21 protein-coding genes are annotated in these 20,499 nt (G+C 62.6%); 9 read left to right on the forward strand and 12 right to left on the reverse strand.

The features are described 5' to 3' along the window. Positions 1-21: 21 nt before the first annotated feature. Genes AN189_RS16085 through AN189_RS16100 form a run of 4 tightly spaced genes read left to right on the forward strand, consistent with a single transcriptional unit; the run spans position 22 to position 4,255 of the window. A complete protein-coding gene (locus AN189_RS16085; protein WP_253279657.1) occupies positions 22-1,350 on the forward strand; it encodes an MFS transporter in 1,329 nt (442 codons plus the stop codon). Then, positions 1,340-2,089 carry an alpha/beta fold hydrolase gene (locus AN189_RS16090; RefSeq protein ID WP_056038251.1) on the forward strand — a complete coding sequence of 250 codons (750 nt, stop codon included), beginning with the start codon at positions 1,340-1,342 and terminating at the stop codon, positions 2,087-2,089. The genes AN189_RS16085 and AN189_RS16090 overlap by 11 nt, the downstream gene beginning before the upstream one ends. Before the next feature lie 51 nt (positions 2,090-2,140). Next, the gene (locus AN189_RS16095; RefSeq protein WP_056038254.1) at positions 2,141-3,487 is read left to right on the forward strand and encodes an MFS transporter; all 1,347 of its coding nucleotides are present in this window, start codon (positions 2,141-2,143) and stop codon (positions 3,485-3,487) included. A 57-nt stretch (positions 3,488-3,544) separates the two neighbouring features. Continuing rightward, positions 3,545-4,255: an alpha/beta fold hydrolase gene (locus tag AN189_RS16100; protein ID WP_056038257.1), complete on the forward strand. Its 711-nt coding sequence runs from the start codon at positions 3,545-3,547 to the stop codon at positions 4,253-4,255. Positions 4,256-4,288: 33 nt separating this feature from the next. Here AN189_RS16100 and phaZ read toward each other — a convergent pair whose 3' ends face one another. Further along, the gene (gene phaZ / locus AN189_RS16105; RefSeq protein WP_056038259.1) at positions 4,289-5,575 is read right to left on the reverse strand and encodes a polyhydroxyalkanoate depolymerase; all 1,287 of its coding nucleotides are present in this window, start codon (positions 5,573-5,575) and stop codon (positions 4,289-4,291) included. A gap of 62 nt (positions 5,576-5,637) precedes the next feature. On the opposite strand from phaZ, the gene AN189_RS16110 reads away from it, so the two are divergent. The 3 genes from AN189_RS16110 to phaR all read left to right on the forward strand — a co-directional run bounded on the left by AN189_RS16110 (position 5,638) and on the right by phaR (position 8,742). Beyond that, positions 5,638-7,461 (forward strand): alpha/beta hydrolase, encoded by a 1,824-nt coding sequence (locus AN189_RS16110; protein WP_056038262.1) that lies wholly within the window; start codon positions 5,638-5,640, stop codon positions 7,459-7,461. A 140-nt stretch (positions 7,462-7,601) separates the two neighbouring features. Continuing rightward, positions 7,602-8,051, forward strand: coding sequence for a hypothetical protein (locus AN189_RS16115; protein WP_056038265.1), 450 nt, complete (start codon positions 7,602-7,604; stop codon positions 8,049-8,051). Between the two features lie 136 nt (positions 8,052-8,187). Next, on the forward strand, positions 8,188-8,742 hold the full coding sequence (phaR, locus tag AN189_RS16120; RefSeq protein ID WP_056038268.1) for a polyhydroxyalkanoate synthesis repressor PhaR: 555 nt from the start codon (positions 8,188-8,190) through the stop codon (positions 8,740-8,742). A 3-nt stretch (positions 8,743-8,745) separates the two neighbouring features. Here phaR and AN189_RS16125 read toward each other — a convergent pair whose 3' ends face one another. The 11 genes from AN189_RS16125 to rlmJ form a co-directional block, all read right to left on the reverse strand. Beyond that, positions 8,746-9,018: a DksA/TraR family C4-type zinc finger protein gene (locus AN189_RS16125; RefSeq protein WP_056038272.1), complete on the reverse strand. Its 273-nt coding sequence runs from the start codon at positions 9,016-9,018 to the stop codon at positions 8,746-8,748. A 44-nt stretch (positions 9,019-9,062) separates the two neighbouring features. Beyond that, on the reverse strand, positions 9,063-10,364 hold the full coding sequence (locus AN189_RS16130; protein WP_056038274.1) for an FAD-binding oxidoreductase: 1,302 nt from the start codon (positions 10,362-10,364) through the stop codon (positions 9,063-9,065). Positions 10,365-10,449: 85 nt separating this feature from the next. Then, the gene (locus tag AN189_RS16135) at positions 10,450-11,802 is read right to left on the reverse strand and encodes a glutamine synthetase family protein (RefSeq protein WP_056038276.1); all 1,353 of its coding nucleotides are present in this window, start codon (positions 11,800-11,802) and stop codon (positions 10,450-10,452) included. Then, on the reverse strand, positions 11,799-12,479 hold the full coding sequence (locus tag AN189_RS16140; protein WP_056038279.1) for a type 1 glutamine amidotransferase: 681 nt from the start codon (positions 12,477-12,479) through the stop codon (positions 11,799-11,801). The genes AN189_RS16135 and AN189_RS16140 overlap by 4 nt, the downstream gene beginning before the upstream one ends. Positions 12,480-12,529: 50 nt before the next feature. Continuing rightward, a complete protein-coding gene (locus AN189_RS16145) occupies positions 12,530-13,861 on the reverse strand; it encodes a glutamine synthetase family protein (protein ID WP_056038282.1) in 1,332 nt (443 codons plus the stop codon). Between the two features lie 63 nt (positions 13,862-13,924). Further along, on the reverse strand, positions 13,925-14,731 hold the full coding sequence (locus AN189_RS16150; RefSeq protein ID WP_056038285.1) for an ABC transporter permease: 807 nt from the start codon (positions 14,729-14,731) through the stop codon (positions 13,925-13,927). After that, positions 14,728-15,609 carry an ABC transporter permease gene (locus AN189_RS16155; RefSeq protein ID WP_056038288.1) on the reverse strand — a complete coding sequence of 294 codons (882 nt, stop codon included), beginning with the start codon at positions 15,607-15,609 and terminating at the stop codon, positions 14,728-14,730. The genes AN189_RS16150 and AN189_RS16155 overlap by 4 nt, the downstream gene beginning before the upstream one ends. Positions 15,610-15,702: 93 nt before the next feature. Next, positions 15,703-16,431: a transporter substrate-binding domain-containing protein gene (locus AN189_RS16160; RefSeq protein ID WP_056038290.1), complete on the reverse strand. Its 729-nt coding sequence runs from the start codon at positions 16,429-16,431 to the stop codon at positions 15,703-15,705. Between the two features lie 87 nt (positions 16,432-16,518). Continuing rightward, on the reverse strand, positions 16,519-17,298 hold the full coding sequence (locus AN189_RS16165) for an ABC transporter ATP-binding protein (protein WP_056038428.1): 780 nt from the start codon (positions 17,296-17,298) through the stop codon (positions 16,519-16,521). Positions 17,299-17,368: 70 nt separating this feature from the next. Beyond that, positions 17,369-17,803, reverse strand: coding sequence for a TerB family tellurite resistance protein (locus AN189_RS16170; RefSeq protein WP_056038292.1), 435 nt, complete (start codon positions 17,801-17,803; stop codon positions 17,369-17,371). A 36-nt stretch (positions 17,804-17,839) separates the two neighbouring features. Beyond that, positions 17,840-18,622, reverse strand: a complete 783-nt coding sequence (rlmJ, locus tag AN189_RS16175; protein WP_056038295.1) for a 23S rRNA (adenine(2030)-N(6))-methyltransferase RlmJ — start codon at positions 18,620-18,622, stop codon at positions 17,840-17,842. A gap of 109 nt (positions 18,623-18,731) precedes the next feature. Here rlmJ and AN189_RS16180 point away from each other — a divergent pair, with 109 nt between their 5' ends. Together AN189_RS16180 and AN189_RS16185 are read left to right on the forward strand one after the other, a co-directional pair. Next, the gene (locus tag AN189_RS16180; protein WP_056038298.1) at positions 18,732-19,496 is read left to right on the forward strand and encodes a MipA/OmpV family protein; all 765 of its coding nucleotides are present in this window, start codon (positions 18,732-18,734) and stop codon (positions 19,494-19,496) included. 51 nt (positions 19,497-19,547) lie between these two features. Further along, the gene (locus tag AN189_RS16185; protein WP_056038301.1) at positions 19,548-20,402 is read left to right on the forward strand and encodes a polysaccharide pyruvyl transferase family protein; all 855 of its coding nucleotides are present in this window, start codon (positions 19,548-19,550) and stop codon (positions 20,400-20,402) included. The last annotated feature ends 97 nt before the right edge of the window (positions 20,403-20,499 follow it).

Below are 20,499 nucleotides of genomic sequence, written 5' to 3' on the forward strand. Positions count from 1 at the left end.
CCTGCACGGGACAAGGTGTCAATGCGGGATGCCGTACTATGTCTGTCGCAAACCAAGACAGAGGACGCCATGCCCCAGGACCTGACCGACGACCTGTTCGAATACCTCGTGGATGATCCCGACACGCAAGGCGGGCTGTCGGACACGGCGGCAGAGGCCGAGCCGGGCAGTTTCCTGCGCCACGTGCTGTCGCTGTCGGGGTCCAAGATCGCGGACGGTCTGATCGACCCCAAACTGGTGCTGTCGTGGCTTTTGACATCGCTGGGCGCAGGGGCGTTCTGGACCGGCCTGCTGGTGCCTGTCCGTGAAAGCGGCGCACTGTTGCCACAGCTGTTCACGACGCCCGTGATCACCCGCCAGACCATCCGAAAATGGTTCTGGGCAGGGGGGGCCTTTGTTCAGGGGATCTGCGCGATCCTGATCGCCGTGGCCGCCCTGACGCTGGACGGCAATGCGGCGGGTGCCGTGATCGTGGGCCTGCTGGCGGTGCTGGCACTGGCCCGGTCGGTCTGTTCCGCCAGTTACAAGGACGTGCTGGGCAAGACGGTGGGCAAATCGCGGCGCGGCACAGCCACGGGGGCGGCCAGCACGGCGGCCAGCGTCGGTGTGATCGTGTTCGCCCTGATCCTGCTGACCGGGATCGGCGACCGCTATACTATCGTCATCGCTGCATTGTTGCTGGCGGGCGGTTTCTGGATCGGGGGTGCTGCCATTTTCGCCACCCTGCGCGAACAGCCCAGCACGGGCGATGCCGCGCGCAGCATCGGCTGGGACCAGTTCAGACTGCTGCGTGACGACCCGCAGCTGATGCGGTTCATCGTCGTGCGCAGCCTGCTGGTGGGCACGGCGCTGGCCCCGCCGTACTTCGTTCTGCTGAACCCGGACTCGGGCTTCGGCCAGCTGGGCGCGCTGGTGCTGGCCAGTGCTGTGGCCTCGCTCTTGTCATCCTACGTCTGGGGGCGGCTGTCCGACCGGTCCTCGCGGCGTGTCCTGCTCTATGCAGGGCTTGCCGGTGGGGGTGTGCTGTCCGTCGTCGCCCTGCTGGGCTGGCTGGGCGGCATCGGCGCACCGGGTGTCATCCCTGTGGCGCTGTTCGGCCTGATGATCGCCTACAACGGCGTGCGTCAGGGCCGGTCCACGCATCTGGTCGACATGGCCGACGCGGCAGATCGCGCGCCCTATACGGCCCTGTCGAACACGGTTGTCGGCGTCGTTCTGTTTGCCGCCGGTGCGGCGTTCGCTGGTATCGCTTCGGTGTCGGTGCCCCTTGTCATCGCCCTGTTCGCCGTGATGTGTTGGATAGCAAGTGCCCTGTCGCTGGGCCTGAACGAGGTACAAGATGACGCATGACACCCTGACCACGCCCGAGGGTCGCCAGATCGCCTATCACCTGACAGCGGGGCAGGGTCCGACGATCGTGTTTCTGGGAGGGTTCAAATCCGACATGGGCGGGACCAAGGCGATCTACCTCGAGGATTGGTGCAAATCGCAAAACCGCGCCTTTTTGCGGTTCGACTATTCCGGCCATGGCGACAGCTCTGGTGCCTTTACCGATGGCGCAATCGGTGACTGGTTTGCGGACGCGCAGGCCGCCGTGGGCCTGATCGAAGGGCCGCTGGTTCTGGTCGGTTCCTCCATGGGGGGCTGGATTTCACTGTTGCTGTCCCGCGCTATTCCCGACCGGATCGCGGGTCTGGTCACAATCGCCGCCGCCCCCGATTTTACCGAAGATTCCATGTGGGCCAACGCCACCCCCGCCCAGCGCGATGATCTGGCGACCAAGGGCCAGATCGCGCTGCCCAGCGACTACGGCGATCCCTACATCATCACCCGCCGCCTGATCGAGGATGGCCGCAACCACCTCGTGTTGCGCGACCCGCTGCCGCTGCCGTTCCCGACCCGGTTCCTGCAAGGCACCGCTGATGCCGACGTCGATCAAGCGGTGGCCCTGCGCCTGCTGGACCATGCGACCGGTCCCGACATGACCCTGACGTTGGTCAAAGGCGCCGATCACCGTTTTTCCGACCCGATCTGTCTGGACCTGATCACCACCGCGATCACCGACGTGCTGAACGCAACGTCCGGCTAGGCGAAACGTCTCTTTGGCCCTAGCGTGTCGCAGGGCTTGGGAGGGCGCAGCATGTTGAGCATGGGACAAAAGGCAGGCTGGGGTCTGGCCGATATGGGCGTGAACGTCTTTGTCGTGGTCAAACAGCTGCTGGTTTTCACCTATCTGACGACCTTTCTCGGTGTGCCACCGGGTGCGGCTGGTGTCGTGACCTTTGCGGTGCTGGGGTTCGACGTCATCACCGATCCCATCGTGGGCTACTGGTCCGACCGCAGCACCTCGCGCTGGGGGCGGCGGATGCCCTGGATTGCCCTGGGCGCGTTGATCCTCGCGGCGGGGATCGTCGCAATGTTCGCCGTGCCGCAGGGGATGGGCTGGCAGGCCAACGCCCTGTGGGTCACGGCGTTTTTCGCCATCGCGTCCATCGGGTTCACCTTTGTCACGATCCCCTATGGTGCCATGGCCGGTGAAATGACCCAAGACCCGACCGAACGGTCTACCATGATGGCATTTCGCATGACCTTCGCGTCTCTGGGCCTGTTGACCGCTGGCGCGCTGGTGCCCGCACTGGCCGGTGACACGCGCGAAGGCTATGCCCGCGCCGTCCTGCTGGTGGCCCCCGTGATCGTGCTGACCATCTGGGGCATGCTGTTCGCCACCCGTCGCGCGCCGACGATCCCGACCCCCGCAACCCAAGGCTTCGCCAGCGTGTTGCGGCTGGTGCTGGAAAACCGCCCCTTTGCCATTCTGACGCTGCTTTACGGTGTGTTCACGCTGGGGGTGGCGCTGATCGCGGCAGGGCTGCAACTGTCGGCGCTGTACCTTGTGACCGACGACGGCACGGGGGCGCTGTCGGGCCTTGCGGGCGCGCTGGGCATCTTTTCGACGCTGTTTGCCATGTTCATTCTGGGTTCCGTGATTTCACAGCCGATCTGGGTTCTGGCCTCGCGCCGCTTTGGCAAAACCACGGCGCTCGCGCTGGGGATGCTGGCCTATATCGCCGTGCTGCTGGGCATCCGCGCGGTTCTGCCTGCACCGACACTGGGACCGCTGGCCGGGCTGTTCCTGCTGGCGGGCATGACCAACGGGGCCTACCAACAGGTGCCCTGGGCCATGTATCCTGACCTGATGGACGTGACCCGCCGTACATCCGGCACCGCAATCGAAGGCGCGTTCAGCGCCGTCTGGCTGTTCGGACAAAAGGTCGCCAACGCGCTGGCCCCGTTGCTGCTGGGCCTGATCCTGTCATTCGCGGGCTGGCGCGCCTCTGACAGCGGGGTGGTCGATCAGACCCCGCAGGCGCTTGCCACGCTGGAAATCGCGCTGACACTGGTGCCTGCCGCGATCTTTGCGCTGGGAATTGTTGCACTTTGGACGCTTTACCGGCCGCGCGTGCGCGATATCGCCTCTCATCGGTGACCGCGCTTGCCAGCCTGTGCCCCGATCGACAGGGTAGGGGAAAAGAGCAGGCCGAACATGCCCGAACCGATTGTCTTTCTTCCGCCCATGCTGTGCGACGCGCGGGCGTTTGCGCATCAGATCATGGCGTTTTCGGCGACCAGCCCCGTGATCTGTTTGCCGACCGGGCTGGCTGACACGATGGCACAGATCGCGCGTGAAATCCTGACGCTGGCGCCGCCCAAATTTGCACTGGCAGGTTTGTCGATGGGCGGTTGCATCGCGCTCGAAGTGGTGCGGCAAGCGCCCGCGCGCGTTACGCGGCTGGCACTCATCAATACCACCGCGCAGTCGGAATTGCCGGAAGTCGCCGCCGCGCGTGAACCGCGAATCGTCGCGGCCCGCGCGGGCAGGTTTTGCGATGTGGTGCATGACGAACTGCCGCCCACCGCGATCGGGCAGGGACCGTCGCGGTCGGATACGCTGGACGCGATGGGCGACATGGCCCGCGACGTCGGGGCAGAGGCCTATGTCATGCAGGCCCGCGCCATGCAGCGCCGCCCGGATCAGACCCCAACCCTGCGCAAGATGCGGCAGCCGACACTGGTGCTGAGCGGTGGCGAGGATACGGTCTATCCCCTGCGCCGTCAGCAATTCATGGCTGAACTGATCCCCTACGCCCAGCATCGCGTGATCGCGGGCGCGGGCCACCTGCCGACGCTTGAGGCCCCGCTGGCTGTGACAGAGGCGCTGCGCGACTGGATGCAACAGCCGCTCGTGCTGCGCTGATCAGGTATTTGCCGTTTGGCGGTGCCGCGGCTGTCAGGCGACCTTGGCCGGATCTGCCTTGGGTTTTGTTGCAGGCTTTGACGGGGCCGAACCCGCATTGGCGTCGATGAACTCCAGCACCAAGGGGCGGATGTTCTTGCGCCACTTGCCACCTGCAAAGATGCCGTAATGCCCCGCACCCGGTTCGAGGTGCGCGAATTTCTTGTCGTCGGGCAGGCCGGTCAGCAGGTCCAGCGCGGCCAGACATTGGCCCGGCGCTGAGATGTCGTCCTTTTCACCTTCGACGATCTTGACCGCGACGGTCGTGATCTTGCCGATATCGACCTTGCGGCCTGCGACGGTGAAATCATTGCGCGCGATGTCGCGGTTCTTGAACACGCGTTCCACCGTCGAAAGGTAAAATTCGGCAGGCATATCCATGACGGCCAGGTATTCGTCGTAGAATTCGTTATGTTTGTCGTGGTCGGACGCCTCGCCCTTGGCGGTGGCGATGATCTGGTCACGAAAGGCCTTGCCGTGCAATTCGCTGTTCATGGAAATGAACGACGTCAGCTGCAACAGACCGGGATAGACCCGCCGGCCCACGCCCTTGTATTTGAACCCGACCCGCTGGATCATCAATTCCTCCAGCTGTCCCATGCTGACCGAATGGCCAAAGTCGGTCACATCCGTCGGATTGGCGTCCGGGTCGATCGGGCCGCCGATCAGGGTCATGGACCGGGGCTGTGCGCTGGGGTCCTCTTCGGCCAGGTAGGCGACAGCGGCCAGTGTCAGCGGCGCAGGCTGACAGACGGCGATCACGTGGATGTCCGACCCCAGCTCACGCATGAAATCGACAAGATACAGCGTCGAATCCTCGATATCGAATTTGCCGGCGCTGACCGGAATGTCGCGTGCGTTGTGCCAGTCGGTGACGAAAACATCGCAATCGGGCAGCAGGCTGACCACGGTCTTGCGCACCAGCGTGGCATAGTGGCCGGACATCGGTGCGACCAGCAGCACGCGCCGCGTGCGGTCGGGACGGTTGCCCACGCGAAACCGGATCAGGTCGCCAAAGGGGCGTTTCATCACCACTTCGGTGGTGACGACCATATCGGTACCGTCAGTGTTGGGCAGGGCGGGGATATTCCAGTCCGGCTTGACGACCATCCGTTCGAACGTGCGTTCCGTGACCTCACCCCAGGCGCGCAGCCAGTCCATCGCAGGATTGGCGGTCATGGCCATCAGCGGATAACTGGCAAAAGCCCGCGCGGTGGCACCCATCCACTGGTTGGTATTTCGCATGCTTTCCATCATGTCGTAGGTCATCATATACTTCATGGTGGATACTCCTTGAGTGCGCACGAAATGCTGCACTTGCAAACTAGGGCGGGAACACGGTCATGACAACCAAAGATGTTGGCGATGACGAAACGATGGATCGCAGCCTGGACAAGTTGCAACAGAATCTGTCGCATGTGGACGCGCTGACCCAGCGGTTGGTGGCCGCGATGCAAAAGGGGCGTGCGGTGCCGCCGGCCCTGCAGGGACCGACCCCCGAACTCTATGCCAAGGCGATGGGTGCCTACTGGTCCGAAATGATCAACGACCCGGCCAAGCTGATCGAACACCAGATGAGTTTCTGGAGCAAATCAGTTACCCATTTCGTCGAGGCGCAGAAAAAACTGTCCGAAGGCATGTTGCAGGCCCCCGAGGACGATAGCCCGGAGGACCGCCGGTTCAGCCACCCACTGTGGAAAACCAATCCCTATTTCAATTTCGTCAAACGCCAGTATCAGCACAACGCGCAGGCGATCCAGCAGGCGGTCGAGGATATCACCGACCTTGATCCTCAGGAAAAGAAACGTCTGCGCTTTTTTTCCGAACAGATCGTCAATCTGTTCTCGCCCACCAACTTTCTGGCCACCAACCCCGAGGCCCTGTCGCTTGCCGTCGAAACCGAAGGCGAGAGCCTGGTGCGCGGCCTGGAAAACCTCGTGCGCGACCTCGAGGCGAACGACGGCGATCTGGTCGTGACCCTGGCGGACAAGGACGCGTTTTCAGTGGGTGAAAACCTTGCCACCACGCCGGGCGAGGTGGTGTTCCGCAATCCGATGTTCGAACTGATCCAGTACACCCCCAGCACGGATCAGGTGTTCGAAACCCCCATCGTGATCTTTCCTCCCTGGATCAACAAATTCTATATCCTCGACCTCAAGGCGGAAAACAGTTTCATCAAATGGCTGGTCGATCAGGGTCACACGGTTTTTGTCGTGTCCTGGGTCAATCCCGACGCCACCTATGCGCAAACCGAAATGGCGGATTACGTGAACGACGGGTTCTTGCGGGCGATACAGGCCGTGCAGGAAATCTGTTCGGTGCCCCGGGTCAATGCGATCGGCTATTGTATCGCGGGTACGACGCTGTCGCTGACGCTCTCGATCCTGAAACAACGCGGGCGCGATGACGTGAACAGTGCCACGCTGTTTACCGCGCTCACCGATTTTTCCGACCGGGGCGAGGTGGGCGTGTTCCTCGAGGATGATTTCGTGGATGGCATCGAAAAAGAGGCCGCCGCCCGTGGAATCCTCGATTCATACTACATGTCGCGCACGTTTTCCTATCTGCGGTCCAACGACCTGATCTATGGTCCCGCGATCAAGAGCTACATGATGGGCCAGGCGCCACCCGCCTTTGACCTGCTGTACTGGAACGGTGATTCCACCAACCTGCCGGGTGCGATGGCGACCGAATACCTGCGCGGCCTGTGCCAGGGCGACCGGTTCGCGACCGATGGTTTCGATGTGGCCGGCCATAGGGCGCATATTTCCGACGTGGACGTGCCGCTCTGTGCTGTGGCCTGCGAAACCGACCATATCGCCGCTTGGAAAAGCAGCTATCGCGGCGTGCAGAAAATGGGATCAACCGACAAGACGTTCATCCTGTCCGGGTCTGGTCACATCGCGGGGATCGTGAACCCACCGCACAAGAACAAATACGGCCATTGGTGCAACCCCGACCTGTCGCTGTCCCCAGAGGATTGGTTGGACAGTGCCGAAAAACGCGACGGCAGCTGGTGGAATCTCTGGCTTGACTGGCTCAACCCGAAATCCGGTGACATGGTGCCCGCCCGCACCCCCGGTTCGGAAAAATACGCGCCGATCTGCCCGGCACCGGGCACTTATGTGACCGCCAAGGTTGACGTAAGGGCAGGAAATCCATCCTGAACAAGGGGTTATGCATGTGCGGCATTTTATCATGCTGCAACGCAGAAAAACCTTGAAATGCCGCAGTGCAGCATGTATGTCTTGTGGCAGAGAAAGATGCCACGGAAACCTCCCTGGCTCCACACCGAAAGGACGTACCAATGGCTAACACTCAAGATTTCACCGCCGTGTTCAAAGACATGATGAGCGCATTTCCCGTCGACACCAAGGCAATGGAAGACGCCTACAAGTCGCAGACCACGCTGGCCGAGAAACTGTCGACCGTGTCGCTGTCTGCCGCACAGGAATCCGCGCAGCTGTCCGCCAAATGGGCTGAAAGCACGCTGAAGAAAATGCAGGACCTGTCCAAAGCCAAGGCAGAGCCCGCCGACTACGCCAAGTCGATGACCGACTTTGCATCCGCCAACGCTGAATCCGCAGCCGAGCACATGGCAGCCTTTGCAGAGATTGCGAAAAAGGTGCAGACCCAGACGCTGGAACTGATGATGGCCGCAGGCAAGGACATGTCCGAAGACATGACCGCCGTTGCGAAAAAGGCATCCGAAGAGATGACCAAAGCCACGAAAAAAGCGACCGCCGCTGCAAAATAAGCAGTGACCATCGCGACCAATTGGACGCGTCCCTCCTGGGGCGCGTCTTTTTGTTTCGGCCATGCCGCAGGTGCTTTCTTTTTTCGCAGATGCGGCATAGCATCGTCGAACTGCCCTAAACCCAAGAGGTTCGACCGTGGCCACCACCGACAAACCGCTTTTGATCAAACGCTACGCCAGCCGCCGTTTGTACAACACTGAAACCAGCGATTACGTCACGCTCGAGGATATTGCCGCGTTCATTCGGGATGGACGCGAGGTTCAGATCGTTGACCTGAAAACCGGTGATGACCTGACCCGTCAATACCTCCTTCAGATCATTGCCGAACACGAAAGCCATGGTGAACCCGTTCTGGGTGTCGATCTGCTGACCGATCTCGTGCGTGGCTACACCACGCAGGCCGCATCAGTCGTGCCCGATTTCCTAGCCGCCAGCTTTGAGATGTTGCGCAGTGGACAGAGCAAGGCCATGGAAAACATGACCAGCATGAACCCGATGGCAAACATGCCCGGTTTCGACGCCATGCGTGCCCAGCAAGAGGCGTTTTTCAAGGCGATGTCCGGTGGCCTGACCGGGGCAGGGCAGGCCAAGAAGCCCGCCGAAAAACCCAGCACATCCAATGACGACCTTGACACGATCAAGGCGCAACTGGCCGAGATGCAGGAAAAACTGTCAAAACTGGGCAAGTGACGCCTATTTCAACTGGCTGTCCTTTGATCCGCGTCGGTTGAACCCGCCGCTGTGCATCCGGTTGCGACCGTCGCGGTCCTGCTGACAGGACACGCAGAGGGTGACACCCGGAATGGCCGCGCGTCGCCGTTCGGGAATCGGATCTTCGCATTCCGCGCAATGGGTCAGGCTTTCGCCGCGCGTGCCTTGTCGCGCCTTCAGGCGCGCCAGTTCGTCCTGAATAGACGCCTCGATCTGTTCACCGACCGCGCCGTCCCGTGTCCATCCACCGGCCATGTCGTCACCTCCTTTGGGTAGGGGCTTAACATAGGGTCGATGGGCTAGATTCCCAACCGGTCGCGCAGGGAATACCAGGTCATCGCCAATGCCAGCAGCGGCGCACGCAAGGCCGCACCGCCCGGAAACGACGGCACGGGCAGTTGCGCCATTACGTCGAAACGGTCGGTCTGGCCGATGATCGCCTCAGCCATCACGCGCCCGGCAAACCCTGACAGCGCGACACCGTGACCGGAAAATCCCGCACCCGACAACACGTTCGGTGCGACCCGTTGCAGCGCGGGCAGGCGTGTCATCGTGATGCCCAGCGTGCCACCCCAGACATAGTCCAGCGGCACATCGCCCAGCTGCGGGAACAGCGACAGCATCCGCGCGCGCAACGCGGTCTGGATATCGCGCGGGAACCCGATGGAATAGCTTTCGCGCCCACCGAACAGCAGGCGACGGTCCTCTGACAGGCGGAAATAATTCACGACGAATTTCTCGTCTGCGACAGCGATATCGCGGGTCAGGATCTGGTCGGCCAGATCGCCCAGCGGTGCCGTCGCCCCGATAAAGGAATTGATCGGCATAACCTTGGCTGCAACGGCAGGGGCGATCCCCGGCAGATAGCCATTGCCCGCCAGCACGACATGATCCGCAATGACGTGACCGCGTCCGGTCTGCACCTTGGCCGGTGTGCCATGGGCGATATGATGCACCTCCGACCCCTCGTGGATCACGACACCGGCCGCCTCGGCCGCACGTGCAAGCCCCAGCACATAGCGCAGCGGATGCACGTGGCCCGCCCCCATGTCCAGCGCGCCGCCGGCATAGGGTTTGGCCCGGACGATGGCCTGGAACGCGTCCCGGTCCAGCGGTTCGGTCCGGTAGCCATAGGTCTTGTCCAGATATTCCGCCTCGGCGTGGACCTTGGCCCGCGCCCCATCGGAATAGACGCCGTAGGCCACGCCGGGGGTATAGCGTGCATCGGGGGCATGGGTCGCCACCGCATCGCGCAGATCGGATTTGGCCTGTTCCGACGCATCCCACAGCGCGCGGGCAGGGCCGTCACCCAGCTTGGCGGCCAGATCCTTTTGACCCCAGTTGTAACCGCTGCTGACCTGTCCACCGTTGCGCCCTGATGCGCCGAAACCGGCGCGATGCGCCTCCAGCACCACGACTCGGCGGCCCGCCTGTGCCAGCCGCAGGGCCGCGGTCAGACCAGTGTAACCCGCACCCACCACGACAACATCGGCCCGCACCTCGCCGCGCAGTTCGGCACGTTGCGGCGGAATGTCGGCGCTGGCGGCATACCAGCTGTCGGGAAACACACCGGGCCGGTCATTGCGATACAGCGGGTTCACGGCAGCAGCCCAAAGGTCGATGCCAGTGCCATCCCCAGCGCAAAGACGCAGAACGCCATGCCCAGCAACATCAGCAGGTTCTGTTTCATACGTTCAGCAGCAGGTGTTCGCGTTCCCACGGGCTGATGACCTGCAGGAATTCCGAATATTCGGCGTGTTTCACGATGGAATAGACCCGGGCGAATTCCTCGCCCAGCACGGCCTGCACCTGCGGTGCATTGTCGAACAATTCCAGTGCCGCATACAGGCCCTGCGGGATTTCATCCTCGGACTTGTAGGCATCCCCGGCAAACCGTTTGTCCGGCCAGATTTCGTGCTTCATCCCCAGATAGCCGCAGGCCAAAGAGGCCGCGATACACAGGTAGGGGTTGCAATCCATCCCCGCGAGCCGGTTTTCAACCCGCCGCGCCTCTGGCGGTGAAATCGGCACCCGGATACCCGTTGTGCGGTTGTCACGGCCCCATTCCAGATTGATCGGTGCGGCGTGGTCCCGCACGTAGCGACGGTAGGAATTCACATAAGGTGCCATCACCGCGATCACCGACGGCAGGTGTTCCTGCAACCCGCCGATAAAGTGGAAAAATTCATCCGTCTCGCCGCCCTTGGGCCCGGTAAAGATGTTGCGCCCCTTGGCGTCCAGCACCGAATGGTGGACGTGCATGGCGCTGCCCGGCTCGCCCTCGATCGGTTTAGCCATAAAGGTGGCAAAGCAATCGTGTTTCAGCGCGGCCTCGCGCAGCAGCCGTTTGAAGAAAAACACCTCGTCCGCCAGCTTGACCGGGTCGCCGTGGCGCAGGTTGATTTCCAGCTGCCCTGATCCGCCCTCTTGGGTGATGCCGTCGATCTCGATGCCCTGCACCTCGGCGTATTCGTAGATGTCGTCGATCACGGGGCCGTAGTCGTCCACGGCGGTCATCGAATAGGCCTGCCGCCCGGCGGCGGGGCGGCCCGTGCGGCCCATCATCGGCTCGATCGCCTTGGCCGGGTCGATGTTGCGCCCCACCAGGTAGAATTCCATCTCGGGCGCGACCACCGGTGTCCAGCCTTCTGCGGCATAGAGGTCGCAGACCCGTTTCAGCACGTTGCGCGGGGCACAGGGCACGGGACGTCCCTTTTGGTCATAGGCGTCGTGGATGACCTGCAACGTCCCGTCCTTGGTCCAGGGGGCGGCTGTCGCCGTGCCCATGTCGGGGCGCAGGATCATGTCGGGTTCAAGGAAACCGTCAGGGCCTGCCGCCTCGCCCCATTCGCCGGTGATCGTCTGGAAAAAGATGCTGTTGGGCAGGTGAAAATGCTGTTGCCGTTCCCATTTCGTGGCGGGCACCGCCTTGCCGCGGGCGATGCCGGGCAGGTCCGCGATGACGCATTCCACCTCGTCCAGCCGGTTGCTTTCAAGGTAGAGGCGCGCGGCCTCCGGGATCTGGTCCATCCAGCTCATGCGGTGGCCCCTTTCAGGAAATCGGCCATCTGGTTGGCGATGGCGTGGTTGTCGATGGGCTGACTGGCCGCCGCACGGGCCGCGGCCAATTGCGGCTCCGGCACCACGCCCTCGCCGCGCGCATCGGCCAGCCGCATGGTGAAATCGGTTTCGAATTCGGGATGCGCCTGCACGGTCATGATGCGGTTGTCATAGACCAGCGCCGCGTTTTCGCAAAATGCATTGCTGGCCAGCACCTGCGCGCCCTCGGGCCGCCGTGTCACCTGGTCCTGATGCCAGGCATTCAGCGCGACGGTGCGCCCCTGCCAGTCGTAGGTCTGGCGACCAACCGCCCAACCACCCGCGAATTTTTCGACGCGGCCCCCCAGCGCCTGCGCGATGATCTGGTGCCCGAAACAGATACCGACCATCGGCACGCCTGCGGCATAGACATCGCGGATGAAAACCTCGAGCGGGGGGATAAAGGGGTGATCCTCGTAGGCACCGTGTTTCGATCCGGTCAGCAGCCAGCCGTCGCAGTCGCGCACCGTCTGGGGAAACTGCATATCCACCACGTCATAGGTGACAAAATCGAACCCCTGATCGCCCAGCAGGCGCTGGAACAGGTCAGTATAGTCGCCCGTTTCTGGGCGCATCGCATCGGGGGCGTGACCGGTTTGGAGAATACCGATTTTCATAGAAAACACCTATTGGGGATGGGTGAAGGATATCACCCCATAAGGCCGCGTCAAACCGTATCCAGATACAGTTCCAACTGTTCCTCGGCGGTCAATTCCTCGAAATACCGGGCCTCTTGGCGTTTGGTCATGACCAGGTTGTCGACCAGCACATCCGAGAATATCCGCCGCGCGATGGGGGAATTGTCGAACCGGTCGATGGCCGCAACCCAGGTGTCGGGGATTTGCGGCAGGTCCAGGTCATAGGCGTTGCCGGAAATGGGGGGACCTGGGTCCATGTCGTCCTCGATCCCGATCAAGGCAGATCCCAGCACGGCGGCCAGAAACAGATAGGGGTTCACGTCACCGCCCGCCACGCGATGTTCCACCCGCCGCGCCTTGAGACTGCCGCCGGGGACACGAATGGATGCTGTGCGGTTGTCATAGGCCCAGCAGACGCCGGTGGGCGCATGGCTGTCCGGCACCAGCCGGTCATAGCTGTTGCCATGCGGGGCAAAGATCAGCGCCAGATCGGGGATGCCGTAGAGACAGCCCGCGATGGCATTGTGCAGCATCCGCGTGCCTTCGAACGTGTCGTTGGCCATCAGGTTGTTGCCGTCACGGTCGATCACGCTGAAATGGGTATGCAGGCCGTTTCCTGCATATTCTTCGTAGGGGCGGGCCATGAAACTGGCGGCCATGCCGTGATTGCGGGCCAGACCGCGCACCAGCATCTTGAACAGCCAGGCATTGTCCGCAGCCATCAGTGCATCGGGCACATGTTCGATATTGACCTCGAACTGGCCCATGCCGACCTCGGAAATCGCGGCTTCGGCGGGAATGTCCATCGCGTCGCAGGCGTCGTAGAGATCGTTGAAGAAGCTGTCAAAGGCGTCCAGCGCCCGCAAGGACAGGATTTCTGCACCCGGTCGCCGCTTGCCCGAGCGTGGCGATTTGGGCTGGCGGATACCGTCGCCACTGTCATCCACCAGGTAGAATTCCATTTCCGTCGCAACCACCGGCGTCAGCCCCCGCGCGGTATAGCGGTCCAGCACCGCCCGCAGCGCATGACGTGGATCGCCCGGAAACGGCGTGCCGTCCTCATAGCTCATCCACAGGGGCAACAGCGCGGACGGCGTTTTCAGCCAGGGCATCGGCACGTAGCCGCGTTCGGTCGGCAGCAAAACGCCGTCAGGATCCCCTGTTTCGAACACCAGCGGCGAATCCTCGACATCCTCGCCCCAGATGTCGAGGTTCAGCACCGACAGCGGGAACCGCGTGCCTTCGACTTCCAGCTTCTTGGCGAAACGGATCGGCACGCGTTTGCCGCGCGCCTGACCATTCAGATCGGCCGCCCCGCAACGCACGTTGCGGACTTCGGGGTGGTTGTCGAGCCAGCTCATGGCGGGTGCTCCAATATGTGTTCACATAGCTTTACGCCGCGTCCCGCACCCCGGCAATCGCTGTTATCGCACCAGTTGCGGCCGGTATTTCACACGGCGGCGCGCATCCGACGGCAGGTGTCTGTTCAGACGACGGTTGATGGCGTTGAACAGCGTGATGACGATCAGCGTCAGCACGATGAAATAGCCCGCCAGGATCGGATAGGGCACAAAGGGGTTGAAGGTCTTGTCCGCGAAATAGCTGGCGTAATACAGCGCATCCCCGCGTTGCTGGATCGCGGGAAATCCACTGACGAAAACCAGCGTGGTGGCGTGGAACAGAAAAATCGCCTCGTTGGTGTAGGCAGGCCAGGCCAGCCGCAGCATCGTGGGCCAGATCACGCGCCGAAACCGGGACCAGCCCGACAGGCCGTAGGCATCGGCGGCCTCTGTGTCGCCCTTGGGGATGGATTGCAGAGCACCGTAGAAAATTTCGGCGGAATAGGCGGAGGTGTTGAAAAACAGCACCACCAGTGCCCCCGCCCAGGCCGAGGTCAAGCCCGACAGCACCGGGTATCCCGATGCCAGCGACTGGAACAGGAAATAGGCGAAAAAGAACTGGATGAACAACGGCGAGCCGCGAAAGACAAAGACGAACCATTCCGCCGGTTTGCGCAGCACCGCGCGGGTCGAGGCCTTGCCCAATGCGAGCACCGTGGCCAGCGCGAACCCGGCCAACAGGGCCAGCACGCCGAAATAGACGTTCCAGATCATGCCGGACCCGATCAGTGTGAATTGCTGGCACAGGGTGAAATCGCTGCGTGGCAACAGCCGTTCGCCATAGCCCAGCGACCGGAATGCATAATCCGCGATGGTCTGTGCGCAGCTCATGCCGCTTTTCTCTGTGCTTCGCCGCCGGCGGTGGCCTGTCCCAGCGTCAGGCGGGCCATCAGACGTGACAGCACGACCTCTGACACCTTGGTAAAGGCCAGGTAGAACAAGAGCAGAAAGCCAAAGTAATACACGCGCCAGTCACCATGCGGATAATCGGTAAAGCGGGGCGATTTCGTGCCCCCCAATTCGCGGGCCCAATAGACGATATCCTCGACCCCCAGCAAAAACAGCAGCGGGGTTGCCTTGATCAGCACCATCCACAGGTTCGACAGGCCCGGCAGGGCATAGACCCACATCTGCGGCACCAGCACGCGGCGGGTGACCTGCCTGCGGGTCATGCCGTAGGCCTCGGCCGTTTCCAGCTGCGCGCGCGGCACGGCACGCATGGCACCGAACAGCACGTTGGCGGCAAAGGCCCCGAAGACCAGCGCAAATGTCAGCACCGCAAGGCCCGCGCCGTAGATTTCATGCATCCATTGCGGTGCATTCCCCAGCGGCATCTTGGCCGCCGTGCAGACCACGAAATCATTGCCCTGGCGCACGGGCTGATCCCAGTCGGGACACAGCGTGACATGGCGCAGGTATTCGATGCCCTGATCCAGCGCGATCACGAAAAACAGGAAAAACACGATATCTGGCACGCTACGGACGATTGCCATGTAGATCTGGCCGAACCAGCGCAGGGGGGCGAGGGTGCTGCGCGCGGCACTGGCCCCGGCATAGCCGAACAGCAGGGCCGTCGGCGCGGTGATCGCCAGCAGCAGAAGGACCGTGCCGAACGACCAGTAAAAGTTCATGTGCTTGCCCGTGGTCAGATAGCACGACAACCACGCAAGGCCGTCAAGGCTGGCTGGGTCGGTGCAATAGGCGAACATGGCGGTCCTGTCGGGCGGCGGGATATGAGTATTTAGGGCAAGATGATGCGAAAGGGTCGCGCCCCGACACCGGGGCCGGGGCGCGATGATGGTTTAGAACGTCGCCGAACCGGGCAGCCATTCGACGATCAGTGCATTCAGCGTGCCGTCGTCCTTCATGGACTGGATGGCGGTGTCGAATTTCGCCTTCAGCTCGCCGTCGCTTTCGCGGATGCCAAGGCCGATGCCGCCACCGATCAGGATATCCTCGCCCACGAACATGACGTCACCTTCGGCGACGACGGGTTCCAGGAACGCCTTGTCGGCGATCACGGCGTCGGCCTCGCCGTTGCGCATGGCGGCGACGGTTTCCTCGGGGGTTGCGAATTCAAGCAGGGTGGCACCCGGCATTTCAGTCGCGACATAGGACGCCTGGATCGTGCCGGACTGGGCTGCGATCACGCCGGAGGACAGATCACCCTCGGCCATTGCGACGAATGCGGAAGGGTCGGGCTGCGTGTAGGGGTCGGAGAAGTCGATGACCTCGTCACGTTCGTCGGTGATCGACATGCCCGCGATGATGACGTCGTAGTTGCCGGACACCAGGTTGGGGATGATGCTGTCCCAATCGTTTGTGACCCATTCGCAGGTCAGTTCGGCGCGGGCACACAGCTCGTCGCCCAGCGCACGCTCGAACCCGTCGACTTCGCCGGCGTCGTTGAGAAAATTGTACGGAGGGTAGGCGCCTTCGGTACCCAGACGCACGGTTTCGGCGTGGGCTGCGGCAAAGGCCATGGTGCCGGACAGGGCAAATGCGCCGGCGGCAAGGATCAGTGACTTCATTGATAACTCCTGTTGGTGGCGACTCTGTCGGTCGCGTGACGCGGTTACGGTATGCATATTGCCCCCAAAGACAAGAGGCGCGCTGCGTCAGGCGGGCATTGTCGCAGAGAGAAAACCGCGCAGGCGGTCCGTCTGCGGATTGGTGAACAGGTCAGCGGGGGCACCCTGTTCCTCGATCCGGCCCTGGTGCAGGAACACGACGTGGTCGCTGACGTCATGGGCCATGCGCATGTCATGGGTCACGATGATCATGGTGCGGCCTTCTTCGGCGAGGGCCTTGATCACCTTGACGACTTCTTGTTCCAGCTCAGGGTCCAGCGCACTGGTGGGTTCGTCGAACAGGAGCGCGCGTGGTTCCATGCACAGCGCGCGGGCGATGGCGGCGCGTTGCTGCTGCCCGCCCGAGAGCTGGGCCGGATAGGCGTCGGCCTTGTCGCCGATACCCACCTTGTCCAGATAGCCGCGTGCGGCGGCTTCGACCTGGGCGCGGTCGCGTTTCAGGACGGTGACCGGTGCCTCCATCACGTTTTGCAGGATGGTCATATGCGCCCACAGATTGAACTGCTGGAATACCATCGACAGATTCGTGCGGATGCGGATCATCTGCTGGTGATCGGCCGGGCGGCGTGCCAGTCCGCTGCCTTTCCATTTCACCGGTTCGCCGCTGAACAGGATGTCGCCCTGCTGGCTGTCCTCGAGCAGGTTGGCGCAGCGCAGCAAGGTCGACTTACCGGACCCGGATGATCCGATCAGCGAGACGACGTGACCGGCAGGGGCTGCGATGTCCACACCCTTGAGAACCTCGAGCGAGCCGTAGGATTTGTGCAGGTTGCGAATCTGGATGACGGGTGGGGGCGCTGTATTCATGGCGACCATATAGGGCGCATCCGGGCCATGATTGCAAGAAGCGGTGCTGCGTTTCGCGCGCAGCGTGCCGTCAGCGCTGTTGTTCGAGGCGGCGTCTGGCGGCGTTGCTGTCCTGATCGGCCACACCCAGCATCGGGGCGACCATGCGCATCAGGCTGTTTTCATCTTCGTCACGTTTGCCGTCGGCCAGCACGACCTGCCACATCGCCTCGATCACGCCAAGGCGGTCCTCGTAGGCGACGGCGTCCTTGATCGCGCGGGTAAAGCGCACCGTGTCGGGGGCCTGCTGTTCAAGGGTTTCGCATTCGGCCAGCAGGCCGGCGGCATCGTCCAGACCATAGCGTGCCTGAAGCACCTGTTTGATCTGGTCGCGTTCCACGGCGGAGTAGTCGTCATCGGCGCGGGCGATGCGCACCAGCAATGCGCCCAGGGCCAGACGCGCGTCGGCGTCGGCTGCGGGGGCAGGGTTGGTGGCGGTGAGGCGGGCAAGAAGATCAGCAAACATGAGAGGGATATAGGGCCTGTCGTGGAAATGGAAAAGTCACGGTTGCGCGCACAGCGTGGCAAACCTGTCCGACAGCCAGTTCGCCTGATCCACAAAGCCGTATGGCGGGTTTACCACGAACAACCCCGAGCCGGTCATCCCGTGGCCGGGGCGCGCGGGCGGAAAGGCGACCGTATGCGAGATCGCATCGGGGAACTGGCGGTGCAGCTGGCGGACCATCGGGCGGTGCGGCGCGCCTTCGAGCACGGGATACCACAGGACCAGCACGCCGACGGCCCATTTGCGGTGCAGCTTGGCCATGAAATCTGGCACGGTTTCGTAGTCCGATTTGATTTCCCAAGACGGGTCGCACAACAACAGGCCACGGCGCGGATCAGGGGGGCAGCGCGACAGGGCGCTGGCGTATCCGTCGGTCTGCGACACCGTGACACCGGGCAAGGCGGCGCGCAGGGCCTCTACCTCGGCGGGGTGCAATTCGGACAGGGCGATGCTGTCCTCGAACCGCAACAGATCCATCGCGATCTGCGGGCTGCCGGGATAGGCCTGCGCCCCGTGGCGGTCGCGCGTGGCCCGCAATGCGCGCATGTAGGGATGATCGGCGGGAAACCACCGATCTGCGAGGGCGATGCCGCGCGCGGCCTCTCCGGTTTTCAACGCCTCGGGGCCGGACAGGTCATAAAGCGCGCGACCCGCGTGGGTTTCCATATAACTGAGGGGTTTCGGCTTGGCGGTCATGTAGTCCAGCATCCACGCGAGCATCGCGTGTTTGTGCACATCGGCCATATTTCCGGCGTGGTAGCTATGTTGATAGGACAGCATCGGCTTCTCCGCTTTGTCAGGTGGTTATGCGGGGGGGCGTACACTTGCAAGGGCGGGGCCATACGCTAGGGTGTCCGCAACGATCATCCCCGCTAAGAAAGTCATTCCCATGTCCCATTCCATTCGATTTCTCGCCACCGCCGCCCTGGTCGGTCTGGCCAGCGGTGCCGCCGCGCAAAACACCGTGACACTTGGCGTCGGCCCGCAAAGCGCGCCTGCCTATTTCGGCAGCGACGAAACAGAGGTCGGTGCGACGGGCAGTTTTTCGGTGCAGGAACTGAACTTTGGCCCGCTGCGGTCGGGCGGCAGCGAGGGCGGCACGGCGAACGGATTCGGCTATGGCGGGTCATTTCGTTATATCGGTGAACGGACCGCTGCAGACTATGACGAGTTGGCTGGCCTCAACGATCTGGATCAGGTCATCGAACTGGGTGGGTCCGTGAGCTATGCCATCGAGATGGCCGAGGTGTTCGCCCAGGTCCGTTTCGGCGTCGTGGGCCATTCGTCGCTGGTGGCGGATCTGGGTGGTAACCTGATCGCACGCCCCAACGACCAGCTGACGCTGAAGGTCGGACCGCGCCTGTTTTTCGGTGATGACGATTATGCCAACCGCTATTTCGGCGTGACCGCACAAGAGGCTGTGGCAAATGCGGCGGCGGGTGGCACCCTGACGGCCTATGATGCGCAGGGCGGTCTGTTGTCGCGTGGGATCGAGGCATCGGCGGCCTATGCGTTCAATCCCGATTGGGGTGTGACGGCGACGGTCCGCTATGACGAATATACCGGCGATGCCGAAAACAGCCCCATCGTGGTGCAGGGCAGCGACACGGCAACGACGGCGAGTCTGGTGGTCACGCGACGCATCAGTTTCTGATTGCTGTCGCGCCGCCGCCCTGGCTCATGACCGGTCAGGGCGGCGCAGGCATTGCTGGCGCAACCGCACGGCTGGGGGGCGGCACTGCGCCGGATCAGGACATTCCATATCGCAGGCGGCGGTTTCATCAACGGGCTGTTTCCCACGGTGTTCGGGTATCTGGCGACAATTGCGACCCTGGCCGAGGAACTGGGCGTGCCGCTTGTCGGGACCGGTCTAGGCCTGTTGCCGATTTCCAAGGTCACGCCCGCGATGGCAGCGTTGCTTGCGCGTTTTGATCTGCTGGAATGTCGTGACCGGCAGAGCCACGACCTGCTTGTGCGGCACGGGATCGCGGGAAACAGCATGCTGGGCGTGGATGACACGTTTCTGCACCCGGTTCGTCAGGCACCGCAGGACGATCGCCCACCGGCCATCTTTCTGAACCTGCAATACCACCAGATGGGTGATCGGGACATGCCGGCCTTTGTTGACCGGATCACGGATCTGTTGCGTCAGCCGGGGATGCCGCGCGATGTGCGATACCTGTCGTTCTACGCCGCATCTGACAGCACCTTTTGCGATGAAATCAGCGCCCGGTGCGCGGTGCGTTCCCACGACAAGAGCACGCTACTGGCCGAAGGGTTACCTGTCAGGCTGGGCGATTTTGTTCTGTCCAGCCGGTTTCATTGTCATCTGCTGTCTGCGCGTCTGGGCGCGCGCGGTGTCTATGTGGTGGGCCGACGGGGCTATTACGACGTCAAACACCAATCGGTCAGCGACCTTGGTTCAGGCTGGGCCGATTTCGATACGCTGGGCCAGGATGCGTGGGATCTGGACAGCTGGGCCAAGCCTGCGATTCCGTCAGTCACATTGATGGAACAAAAGGCGCAGGTGGCTAAAAGGGTGTTGTCGGACGCACCATAGGCCGGATTGGCGGGACTGGCCCTTGCCCCAAATATTATTTCAGGGCGGGGGGTGTGCCGGTTCATTTGCATGCCCATTTGCGCTGTGGGCAGGCTGT

Origin of the sequence: Loktanella sp. 3ANDIMAR09 (genome assembly GCF_001420005.1) — a bacterium.
Classification (GTDB): Bacteria; Pseudomonadota; Alphaproteobacteria; order Rhodobacterales; family Rhodobacteraceae; genus Loktanella.